The sequence below is a fragment of the Streptococcaceae bacterium ESL0729 genome, assembly GCA_029391995.1.
GTDB lineage: Bacteria > Bacillota > Bacilli > Lactobacillales > Streptococcaceae > Floricoccus.
In genome coordinates this window covers 553,188-565,242 of the sequence record CP113924.1, presented here as the reverse complement: position 1 = coordinate 565,242, position 12,055 = coordinate 553,188, and the positions used below count along the sequence as shown (strand labels likewise).

The 12,055-nt window shown below is 39.1% G+C and carries 10 protein-coding genes; all 10 read right to left on the bottom strand.

What is annotated here, in order from left to right; all coding sequences use genetic code 11:
* Window positions 1-5 precede the first annotated feature (5 nt).
* Window positions 6-1,001 (bottom strand): NAD(P)/FAD-dependent oxidoreductase, encoded by a 996-nt coding sequence (locus OZX68_02860; protein WEV61184.1) that lies wholly within the window; start codon window positions 999-1,001, stop codon window positions 6-8.
* 109 nt (window positions 1,002-1,110) lie between these two features.
* Window positions 1,111-2,379: an NCS2 family nucleobase:cation symporter gene (locus tag OZX68_02855; protein ID WEV61183.1), complete on the bottom strand. Its 1,269-nt coding sequence runs from the start codon at window positions 2,377-2,379 to the stop codon at window positions 1,111-1,113.
* A gap of 27 nt (window positions 2,380-2,406) precedes the next feature.
* Window positions 2,407-2,928, bottom strand: coding sequence for a bifunctional pyr operon transcriptional regulator/uracil phosphoribosyltransferase PyrR (pyrR, locus tag OZX68_02850; protein WEV61182.1), 522 nt, complete (start codon window positions 2,926-2,928; stop codon window positions 2,407-2,409).
* A gap of 253 nt (window positions 2,929-3,181) precedes the next feature.
* Window positions 3,182-4,993: a glutamine--fructose-6-phosphate transaminase (isomerizing) gene (gene glmS, locus OZX68_02845; protein WEV61181.1), complete on the bottom strand. Its 1,812-nt coding sequence runs from the start codon at window positions 4,991-4,993 to the stop codon at window positions 3,182-3,184.
* 154 nt (window positions 4,994-5,147) lie between these two features.
* Window positions 5,148-5,327 (bottom strand): DUF3272 family protein, encoded by a 180-nt coding sequence (locus tag OZX68_02840; protein ID WEV61180.1) that lies wholly within the window; start codon window positions 5,325-5,327, stop codon window positions 5,148-5,150.
* Between the two features lie 143 nt (window positions 5,328-5,470).
* Window positions 5,471-6,391, bottom strand: a complete 921-nt coding sequence (locus tag OZX68_02835) for an ATP-binding cassette domain-containing protein (protein ID WEV61179.1) — start codon at window positions 6,389-6,391, stop codon at window positions 5,471-5,473.
* The gene (locus tag OZX68_02830; protein ID WEV61178.1) at window positions 6,391-7,443 is read right to left on the bottom strand and encodes an ABC transporter ATP-binding protein; all 1,053 of its coding nucleotides are present in this window, start codon (window positions 7,441-7,443) and stop codon (window positions 6,391-6,393) included. Before OZX68_02830 ends, OZX68_02835 begins: the two co-directional genes overlap by 1 nt.
* 17 nt (window positions 7,444-7,460) lie before the next feature.
* Complete coding sequence (locus tag OZX68_02825; GenBank protein WEV61177.1) at window positions 7,461-8,381, bottom strand: ABC transporter permease; 921 nt, start codon at window positions 8,379-8,381, stop codon at window positions 7,461-7,463.
* The gene (locus tag OZX68_02820; protein ID WEV61176.1) at window positions 8,381-9,880 is read right to left on the bottom strand and encodes an ABC transporter permease; all 1,500 of its coding nucleotides are present in this window, start codon (window positions 9,878-9,880) and stop codon (window positions 8,381-8,383) included. The genes OZX68_02825 and OZX68_02820 overlap by 1 nt, the downstream gene beginning before the upstream one ends.
* A gap of 106 nt (window positions 9,881-9,986) precedes the next feature.
* The gene (locus OZX68_02815) at window positions 9,987-11,966 is read right to left on the bottom strand and encodes a peptide ABC transporter substrate-binding protein (protein ID WEV61175.1); all 1,980 of its coding nucleotides are present in this window, start codon (window positions 11,964-11,966) and stop codon (window positions 9,987-9,989) included.
* Between the last annotated feature and the right edge of the window lie 89 nt (window positions 11,967-12,055).

Genomic DNA, 12,055 nt, shown 5'->3' with positions numbered 1-12,055 from the left:
CTTTCTTACTTAAAGAGGGATGTACTGTGGGCACTCCTTTTATTATTTGGATAAAGTTTTCCAACGATTTGATTAACAGCCATTGGACCCTCACCAAAACCTTGAGAAATCAATTTGATTTTTCCTGGATAGGTAACTCCATCACCAATGGCGTAAATCATAGGAGCACTGGTTTCCATGAGGGAGTCAACCTCGTACAAGCCTCGGTCCTTTGCAATGTCAACCTGCCAATTTTTATCAAGACCTGTCTCAGATAAAAATCCGTAGTTAACAAGTAATCTGTCAACAGATATCTTATCTTCTTGATCAGCCTTGATTTTACTTAAATGAATATTGATTGAATCACTATCATCTTCAATTTTTTTAAATTTATAAGGGGTCAAAAGTTCAATGTCAGAAAGATGAAGCTGTCTTACACTTTCCTCCAAGGCCCTAAATTCTTCCCTCCTATGGATTAGATAAACCTTACTTGCTACCTTATTAAGCATCATGGCAATATCAATGGCCGAATCTCCTCCACCTGCTACCGCCACATGCTTATCCTGGTAATTTTCAAGCTTGTCTACATGGTAAAAAATCTTTTCATCTTCATTTTGAAGATTTTTTTCAACATCTGCTGGAAGCTTTCTAGGATTAAAGCTTCCATTACCTGTGGCAAGAATGATGGCCTTAGTATGGTAGCTACCTTCACTAGTAACTAACAGATAATGGTCTTCATTTTTTTGGATGTCAACCACTGACTCATTAACCCTGATTTTCACCTGGGGCATCTTTTCAACTTGCTCACTTAGTTGACTTACAAGCTCACTTGCTTTGACCTTGGTGTGTCCTGCAACGTCATGGATGTACTTGTCAGGATAGATGGCCTGAAGTTGACCACCAACCTGGGGTAAGCTTTCAATTATCTGTGTCTTGACACTCCTCATCCCTGCGTAAAATCCTGCATACAAACCAACAGGTCCTGCTCCAATGATACTTATGTCATATATTTCCTTTGGCATATTAACCTCCACCAGTAATTTTTAAAATAATTTTGTAAAAAATGTTTTACAAAATATAGTTTATCACATCCTGGGCTTATATCCTAAGATAGGCGGCCAAAGCTATAAATTATTTTTTACCTTCCTTGGGTAAAAGTAAATTTAAGGCAATCCCAAGGACTGTTGAGAAGGCAACTCCCGTAATTGCAAAGTTACCCATTTGGAAGGTTAAATTACCAATTCCAGCCACCAGAATAACACTTGCAATCAAAAGATTTCTTTTATCATTAAAGTCTGTTTTAGCCTCAACCAAGATTTTAAGACCACTTGCTGCAATAACCCCAAAGAGGGCAATACTTACTCCCCCAAGGACTGGAGCTGGGATACTTGAGATTAGGGCTGAGATTTTTCCGACAAAACTTAGGAGGACTGCAAGAATGGCAGCTCCTGCAATAACAAAGACACTGTAAACCTTTGAAATGGCCATAACTCCAATGTTTTCACCGTAGCTGGTTACAGGCGGTGCCCCAAAGAATCCGGCAATAATCTGAGCAAGCCCGTCTCCTGCTAAAGTTCTCTCAAGCCCTGGGTCTTTGAAGTAGTCACGACCAGTCAGGCTATTTAATACCATTACGTGCCCAAAGTGTTCAGTCATTGTTACAAAGGCAATCGGTGCCATCATTAAAATCGCACTGGGATAAAACTTAAGCTTGTAGTCAAGGAAGGGGATGTCAAAGTTCGGTGCTTTAAACCAAGGGCTTTCAACAACACCTGTAAAGTCTACAAGGGGTTGACCAATAATTTTCCCAACCAAGAGGGCAAAGAGGTAACCTGTAAAAATTCCAAGAAGGATGGGGATAACTGAGAGGAATCCCTTACCATACATGTTAAAGATGATTACCGCAAAAAGGGTAAAGAGGGAAATTAGAAGATAAGGAAGGAAATACTGGCCATCCTTATTCATTGAATCGTTAACTGCGTTGGCTGATAGGGATAAGCCGATAACCATTACAACTGGACCTACAACGATAGCTGGAAGAACCTTGTCAATCCAAGCCTTTCCAATCCTTCCGACCAAAAGGGCCACAAGGAGGTAGACAAGTCCACCGACCATGGCTCCTTGAGCTACAGCAGGGATACCGTCATGCTTTAGAAGGTACTGCATGGCTCCAATATAGGCAAAACTTGATCCCATGTAGGCTGGGATTTTAAATTTAGTTACAGATAGGTGGGCCATAGTACCAAGACCGCTTGAAAAAAGAGCGATACTTGGGTCAATTCCGACCAAGATAGGAACTAGAACAGTGGCTCCAAACATGGCAAATAAATGTTGGAAGCTTAGGCCAAATAAGAGGCCTGGTTTTGGCATATCATGAACATCGTAAATAGGTTTTTCCATCGTCATCCATCCTTCAAATTTTTAATTTTAGTCTTCGCGTCTAATTTTAATGCTGTCAGCTCCATCCACTTCACTAACTTCAACAATGATTTCCTCATCACGACTGGTTGGGATATTTTTACCGACATAGTCAGCTCTGATTGGAAGCTCCCTGTGACCGCGGTCAACTAAAACGGCAAGACTTACCTTTGATGGACGTCCTAGGCTTACAAGAGCATCAATTGCTGCACGAATGGTGCGTCCTGTATAAAGAACATCATCAACTAGGATAATTTCCTTTCCTTTAATATCTACAGGCATAACAGTTGTATCATGGTCAGCCTTCTTGTCATCCCTAAATGGATTTGTATCAAGCTCACCTAGAGGAATATCAATATTTTCTAATTGTTTTAGGCGTTCTTGAATCCTTTTAGCAATGTAAACACCGCGTGTTTTAATTCCGACTAAGACAAGCTTATTTAAATCCTTATTTCGCTCAATGATTTCATAGGTAATCCGTGTAATGGCCCTTTTCATAGTGATTTCATCGATAATTTCTTTTACTGACATCTTCTTTCCTCTTTTCTATGACTGTAAGTAGTTACCTACTTTAAATTAACAAAAAACACCCGGCCAGAAGGCAGGGTGTGTCTATGACAAAACATACACTTAGAGTGTAGGTAATAATATCAATCTTGCACACCTTTACAGCCTCTCTGGACTATTCTTAAAGGTTTTTATCATTATACTAAAAGTTTTCTTGGATTACAAGGATATTTTAAAAAAATCAACCAGTCATGCGACTGGCTGATAAAGATTAATCTTATTCAACTGTAACTGCCTTGGCTAAGTTACGTGGCTTGTCAACATCAAGTCCACGCATTAGTGAGCCGTAGTAAGCAATAAGCTGGGTTGGAATAACCATGGCAATTGGTGAAAGGTAAGGGTGAACCTCATCAACGATAATATCATCATCTTCTCTTGCCATGCTTTCTTCAACGATTGTTAGGACATTTGCTCCACGAGCTGCAACTTCCATCACATTTCCACGAGTGTGGGCTGCAACAGTTTTGTCACTATTGATTAAGGCCATAACTGGAGTACCCTCTTCGATTAGGGCAATGGTTCCGTGCTTAAGCTCACCAGCTGCAAAGCCTTCACACTGGATGTATGAAATTTCTTTTAGTTTAAGACTTGCTTCCATGGCTACATAGTAGTCCTCACCACGGCCAATATAGAAGGCATTACGGCTATCACCAATAACTTCCTTAACCTTCTCTTCAATTATTTCTCTTTCTGACAGGGTAGCTTCAATGCTTTGGGCAGCAAGACTAAGTTCAGTAACAAGGTCAAAATCATAAGCTTCAACCTTACCATTGGCTTCTCCTACTGCCTTAGCAAGGAAGGTTAAGGCTGCAATTTGAGCTGTATAAGCTTTGGTTGACGCTACAGCAATCTCAGGGCCTGCATGAAGGAGCATTGTGTGACTTGCCTCACGTGAAAGGGTTGATCCAGGAACGTTTGTTACTGTAAGGCTTGGAATCTTCCTTTCATTGGTCTTAACAAGCACCTGACGTGAATCAGCTGTTTCACCAGACTGTGATAGGTAAATAAATAAAGGTTTTTTAGAAAGAAGAGGCATGTTATAACCCCACTCGCTTGCAATTCCAAGTTCAACTGGTGTGTCTGTTAAAGCCTCAAGGGTACGCTTTGAAGCAAAACCTGCATTGTAGCTAGTTCCAGCTGCGATAATGTAGATACGGTCAGCTTCTTGCACAGCCTTGATAATTTCAGGGTCGACATTCATTGAACCATCTTCATGGGCATAGGTAGTGATAAGCTTACGCATTACTGTTGGTTGCTCATCAATTTCCTTAAGCATGTAGAAGGGATAAGTTCCCTTACCAATATCTGAAAGGTCAAGCTCTGCAATGTATGAGTCACGTTCAAGTTCATGACCTTCATAATCGGTCACAGTCACGCTTTCCTTTGTCAAAACAACAAGTTCCCTGTCATGAATTTCCATAAATTCATTGGTCTCACGAATCATAGCCATGGCATCACTACATACCATGTTGTAGCCGTCACCTAGACCAATTAAAAGTGGGCTCTTATTCTTAGCCACATAAACGACATCAGGATTTTCCGCATCCATGAGGGCGAAAGCATAACTTCCTTCAATGATTGAAAGAGCTTTTTTAAAGGCCTCAAGAAGGGAAAGACCTTCATAGGCAAATTTACCAATCAATTGAACAGCTACTTCTGTATCTGTTTGACCCTTGAAATCAAAACCTGCCAGATACTTTTCTTTAATATCTTGGTAGTTTTCGATGACCCCGTTATGAACTAAAACATAACGACCAGTTTGATCAGTATGGGGATGAGAATTTTCCAAGCAAGGTTTCCCGTGAGTTGCCCAGCGTGTGTGGCCAATTCCTGCTGTACCTTGAGTGTCATCACCGATTTCTTCGCGGAGCTTGGCAATTCGTCCCACTGCCTTAATCAAGCTTGCCCTATCTGTATTATTTACAAAAATACCAGCTGAATCATAACCACGGTACTCAAGCTTTTCTAGCCCCTGAATTAAAATATCTACTGCTTGGTCATTTCCAACAACTCCAACAATTCCACACATTTTCTTGTCTCCTTTTAAATTGGTATATACTTGTACACTGTCTATTTCAGACGTCCAAGATAATATAAACCAATAACTTAAACTTGTCAACAATAAAAGATTAATTTTTATCTTAAATTGGTATAGTTAATAACTAGATAAGTAAAAAGGCTGGCTATACCAAGCCAGCCTTTTCTACAGCCCTATCCAAGCGGTAACTAGTCCTAAGTCTTCCGTAAAGGAGGAAGGACCAGATTGCTGCAAAGAAGATTCTTCCATTCAAAAGGGCATCAGCAAAGAACCATGCCTCAAACATTGTAATTAATAAAAATTGGATAAATTGTTTTTTCACCATATATCAATAAACCTTTACTTCTAAAATTTAGTTCTCTAAATAACTCTCAATTTAGCTCTCTAGCTTGCTCCTAACCAGTATAGCAAAATTAGGCCAGCTTTCCTATAATCCTAAAGGATGAGAAATGAAAAATAGGGTTTCCCCTATTTTTCATTTCGATATTGAGCTTCTTCAGCATTATTGGCCCAAACAAAGTGTCCAGGTGTAATCTCTCTAAAGCTTGGTTTATCTAGTTCGTAATCATGATTTCCATCATAAACAGTCAAGACCTTATCTTTTTCAAGCTCAGGATCTGGAATCGGAACGGCAGAAAGCAAGCTCTTAGTATAAGGATGGAAGGGATTATTGAATAATTCTTCCGTCTCTGCCATCTCAACAATGACACCATGGTGGATAACAGCAACTCTATCTGCAATGAAGCGAACCACACTCAGGTCATGGGCAATCATCAGATAGGTAAGTTTTTTCTCCTCTTGAATTCTCTTCATAAGGTTTAAAACTTGGGCACGAATGGATACATCAAGAGCTGAAATTGGCTCATCTGCTACAACAAGCTTAGGTTCCATAATCAGAGCCCTTGCAATCCCGATCCGCTGCCTTTGTCCCCCTGAAAATTCATGCGGGTACCTTGATAGATGTTCCGGTAGAAGACCAACTTCTTTAATCATAGTCTTAACCTTCTCCTCGCGGTCAGCGTCATCCTTGAAGAGGTGGAAATTCCTTAGACCTTCTGAGATGATGTAATCAACTGTTGCACGCTCATTAAGACTGGCTGCGGGATCTTGGAAGATCATTTGGATATTTCTAATAATGTGCTCTTGTTCACTCTTTGAAAGTTTTTTATTAATTTTTTCCCCTTCAAAGATAATATCACCAGATTCAACATTATTTAGACCCATAATGGCCCGACCGATAGTGGTTTTACCACTACCTGATTCACCAACTAGCCCAAAAGTCTCACCCTTGTAGATGTCAAAGTTTGCATTTTTAACAGCAATATTTTTATTTTTACCCTCACCAAAGGAGATTGATAAGTCTTTTATTTCTAATAATTTTTCAGCCACTAAGCTTCTCCCTTGCTATAAATTTTCTTCATTTTGGCATGCAAGTCTTGAATGCCTTTAGGTTTTTCAAGTTTTGGTGCACGCTCATCTAGTAACCAAGTCTTAGCCCAGTGAGTTTCATTAACCTTAAACTTAGGTGGTATCTGCTCAAAATCAATGGCCAGAGGTTCAGGATTCCTTGGGGCAAAAGCATCTCCTGTAATTTCATTATAAAGAGATGGTGGTGTTCCTTGGATTGAATAAAGTTCATCTGAGGTTGCTAGCTGTGGCAAGCTTGATAGGAGGGCCCAGGTATAAGGGTGACGGCTATCGTAGAAGATATCCTCAACAGTTCCATACTCAATAATTTCGCCTGAATACATTACCGCTACCTTGTCAGCAACACTTGCTACCACACCCAAATCATGGGTGATAAAAATCATTGAGAAGCCATATTCCTTCTTAAGTGATTTCAAAAGATCGATAATCTGAGCTTGAATGGTAACGTCAAGGGCCGTTGTTGGCTCATCACAAATAAGAATATTTGGCTTACTAGCAAGAGCTATAGCAATAACAATCCTTTGACGCATTCCACCAGAATACTGGAAGGGATACTCATCATATCTCTTCTCAGCCTCTGGAATTCCAACTTTTTCCATTAAATCAATGGCAACTTTCTTAGCCTCAGCTGCACTTAACTTTTGGTGTTTTACGATAACTTCGCTAATCTGGCTTCCGATGGTATTGATTGGATTAAGACTTGTCATGGGATCTTGGAAGACAGTTGAAATCTGTCCACCACGAATTTTTTCCCATTCCTTATTTGTCTTAAGCTCTGTTAAATCCTGACCCTTATAGATAATTGAGCCTTCACTAACTCCACCATTACTTTCAAGCATCCCAGTAAAGGCCTTGGTAAATACACTTTTCCCACTACCAGATTCACCAACAAGGGCCAAAGTTTCCCCGTCAAGAAGATCAACAGAGATATCACGGATGGCACGAAGGGTACGGTCACGGACCTTAAATTCAATACTAATATTTTTTGCAGAAAGAACTACATCTTTAGTCATAATTAAAACCTTCCTTTCTACATGTGTGTTCTTGGGTCACTAGCGTCAGCCAGTGCTTGCCCAACAATATATAATGAAATAGTAACTAAACCAAGAATGGTAACAGGTACCCAAAATAGGTAGGCATGATCTGTTATATTACTTGTATATTCAGAGATTAAACGTCCTAGAGACGGAGTATCACTTGATAGACCTACACCCAAAAAGCTTAGGAATACTTCATAAGAGATGAAACTTGGTAGGTAACTAGCCATTGAGGTAACAATGATTGATACCAAGTACGGAAGGATATTCTTAGTAATTGTTGTCCAAGTCCTTGTACCTAAAGTACGGCTGGCAATATTATACTCCCGGTCCCTTAAACCGATAACGTTAACCCTGATAAAGTAAGCTGAACCAACCCAGGTTGTTATAGTCATGGCAAGAAGTAGATTCCAGAAACCTTGACCGAAGGCATAAGAGAAAACCATCATAATCAAAAGAGCTGGAACGTTATTAACGATATTGTAAAGTTCAAGCATGAATTTGTCAATCTTTGGTGATACACCCCAAATAGCACCGACAATAACACCTAGTACAGTTGTTATGATTGTAGCTAGAACCCCAATCATAATAGATGTTCGGGCACCAGCCCAAACGGCGTCAAAGAGACTTTGTCCATTTGAGTCTGTTCCAAACCAATACTTGGCATTAGGATAATTGTAGCGGGCACCAAAATCATCAATTTTACCTGCATCAATAACTGTATATCCAGAAAACATGGGCTGGATAAAACTCATCAAAAGTAACATTACTAAGAGAGCTAGCATTACAAGTGCTAATTTATTAGAAAGAAACTTACGGCCCACACTCCTCCAATAAGAGTACATAGGGGCTTCAATTTTTTCACTTTCATCACTTCTTGGAGGTACAAAACTAAATAATTGTTTCTCATCCATTATTTTCTTCCTCCTTTTTCTGCTAGGTTAATACGTGGATCAATTTTTTGCATTAGTAGGTCACCTAATAACACGGAAATAACTGATAGGCTGGTAAAGATAAAGGTAATACCAACTACCATTGCATTGTTGTGTGATTTAATGGCATCAGGTAGCATTTTACCCATACCTGGAATTAAGAAGATTGTTTCAGTCATGGTTGCCCCTGAAATTGCAAGGATAATTGATGACGGAATTCCGTTACTGATTGGAATCATGGCATTCTTCAAGATATGTTTTCCGTAGATTTCTTTTTCACTTAGACCCTTAGCACGGGCAAATTTTACATAGTCACTTGAGGCTTGGTCAAGCATATAACGACGAATCCAAAGGATATTTCCTGGCGTTTGTAGAAGGGCAAGGATAATAACTGGAAGGATGTAAGAGCGAATATCACTTGCACCATAAGTAGTAAAGCTATCTGGTAGACCAAAGAGGCTATTTCCTACAAATCTATCGAAGTAAATAACAGCAAGAGACGGAAGGGCGATGAAGGCCGTTGTGAAAAATAGTCCCATACGGTCAAGAATTGAATTTGCATGGCGGCTAAGCTGAGTAGCTACTGGAATTGAAATCAAGTAACTTATGATAACAGCAATTACCCCAATTACAAATGAGTTTTTAATCATTGATGGATCTTGGTAGTTGCTCTTAACGTCAGTGTAATCATCACTAAAGATTTTTTTAGATCTGTCATCTTGATTTTCAGGACTTTGATACTGGGCAGTATGAATATTAAATGATGCCCGCATCTTGCTTCCATCTTCAAGAGTTATCTCTTGAGATTTGGTTTGACCCTGACCGCTAGTCAAGACATCCATAACCTCACGACCACCAAAGGTTGGGTATGATTCACCTAAGTATAGCTTAACAATATTTTGGTGGATGAATGGGAAAGATTTATCAAAGTAAATTAGGTATTTATGTTGGGTACCACTACCTACAAGGGCAGGTCCATTACCTTTTGACCACTCAAATTTGACATATCTCTTCAAATCAGGATTTGTTGAATCCTTAACCTTCCAAGGATGGTCAATTTGGATTAGGTTGGCATAAAATTTAAGTACGCGTTCATAGATGGGAATTTCTCTGGTCGCATATAAATTTTTACTATTTGGTAGTTCGCTAACTACCCAGCCCTTACCTTTTTCCTTGGCCCAATCTTCGGCTATCTTAAGGTTTTCAGCAGTGCCTTCTGAGCTAAAAGAAGGTGTTTTTTTGCTTATTTCATTGACAAGTTGTTGCGAATTATAGTAGTCAATGTAACCTTGTTTTCTGTAAACACTATTTTCATAGTTTGCTTTTTTATCTGGATCACCAGCAACCTTTGTTATATTAGGGTCACTTGTGAAAATTTGACGACGGGGAATTAATGAGAATATGAGCGTATAAACAATCGCTGTAACGACAACTATTGAAAAAACTGCTCTAAGTAATCTTGATAGTATATATTTTTTCATAATTTTTTAACCATTCTATAAAACGCAAATTGAGACTGGAAGATTCCAGTCTCTGGCATGATTATATCAAATTGATAAAACCAAAATCTGCGGATAAGAGTATATCTTATTTTTCTGCTTCTTTAGAGCGTTTTTCTACTTCTTCTTTCCAAGTTTTCGCTGCTTTGTCATATTCTTCAGCAGTCACTGTATCATTACCAACTTTTAGGTATTTGTATGAGTAAGCAGTTGAACCGATACCATTTGAGTTAATACCTGAGAATGGTACGATACGGCTAATTGATGCTGATCCACCATCTGACATGATTGGAACGATGATTGAGTTATCAAGCAACCATGCTTCTGCATCAGCATATGCTTCATAACGCTTGTCTGTGCTGTCGTAGATAGCTGCTGCTGTATCAAGAAGTTCTTGGTACTTATCAAAATCAAGAGCTTTCTTAGCTGCAACACCTTTATCTTCACCCTTAAGGGTTACTTCGCTATCAAGACCTAGGTTACGGAAGACATCTCCTGATTTAGGTGAGAAGATATTTAGGTAAGTTGATGGGTCAGCGAAGTCAGGGCTCCAACCAGTAACTGCAAAGTCATAGTCAGCTTCAGCTGCAGTCTTGAATGAGAATGTAGCTTGAGTGTATGGGTCATTTGCAAGTGGGATAACATTGAATGTTACTTCATTATTCAAAGTAGATTCAATTGAGTTTTTAAGTGAAGCATAAGCTTTCTTACCAATCTCATTTGTTTCATTAACAGGAGCGTCAATGATGATTGGGTTAGCTGCACTTACCTCAACACCTTCAGCCTTAAGAGCTTCTTTAGCTTTGTTAAATGAAGCTACAGCTTTTTCAGCATTGAAAGTTCCGTTTTCTTGTTGGATAACTGATAGACCCTTCCATACGTCTGAACGTTTTTCAAGATCTGTTTGAACTGTATCACCATAGTCTTTACCAGCAATTGTTACAAAGTCGCTTGGAACAAGACTTGACCTAATCATCTTCTTAGCTCCCTCTTCTCCATTGTACTGAGCAGTGTACTTAGTCTTATCAATTGAGAAGGTGATAGCATTACGGAAGTCTTTATTAAGAAGGGCTTTCTTAGTTTCTTCTTTTTGTTGGTCAGTCTTCTTAGAGTTGGTGAAGTTTTGACGGTTGTAGTTGAAAGCTCCGTAGTAAGTTCCTGAACCTTGGTTTGTCCAAAAAACATCTTTTTTATCAATGTTTGCAAAGTAAGGCATTGTTGGGTAAAGGCGAGCTGAGTCATATTTACCATCTTTGAAGCCATCATATAGTGAATCAGGTTTTGATCCATCATAGTAGGTCCATTTTACAGAATCAACGTGAACATTGTCCTTATCCCAGTAAGTTGGGTTGGCCTTGTAGGTAATTTCTGATTTATCAGTCATACTTGACAGGATAAATGGTCCATTATAAAGAAGTGAATCTGCAGAAAGTCCACCGAACTTGTCTCCTTTAGATTTCAAGAACTCTTCATTGATTGGGTTTAGGATACCATAAGTAGTTTTTGAATTCCAAAATGTTTCTGGATTATTAAGTTCATAGGTAAGTGTCATAGCATCATCATCTGCTTTGATACCTACTTTAGAGAAGTCTGTTTCTTTACCTGCAGCATAATCAGCTAATCCTTTAACTGAGTCAGCAACGATGTAAAGAGCTTCTGATTCAGAGTCAGCAGCGTGTTTTAGCCCTGTAACCCAGTCAGAAGGTTTAACTTCTGCATATTCATTTCCTTCAGAATCAACCCACTTAACATTTTTACGAATGTGGTAAGTATAAGTTTTTCCATCTTCTGAAACTTCCCATTTTTCAGCAAGAGCTGGAACTAACTGGCGGTATTGGTCGTAAGACAATAGTCCTTCAACAAAGTTTGCAGTATGCTCAGCCGTATATCTTTGCATGGCAACTGTGTAGTCCAAGGTTTTTGGATCACTTGTGTAGAGAGTTTTTAGTTCTTTTGCAAGGTTTTTGTCCGATGAAGAACTTTTACTATCTTTGTTCCCACATGCTGCAAAAGTCCCTAGTGCAGCCACAGACAGTAGTCCGAAACCTAAAAGCTTAGCTTTTTTCATTCATAAATCTCCTTTAATTGTTATTAATTAAATCAGAATTTCCCGTCGTTTTTGAACTTTCTGACAATTTAATTTACCTGTTTAGTATA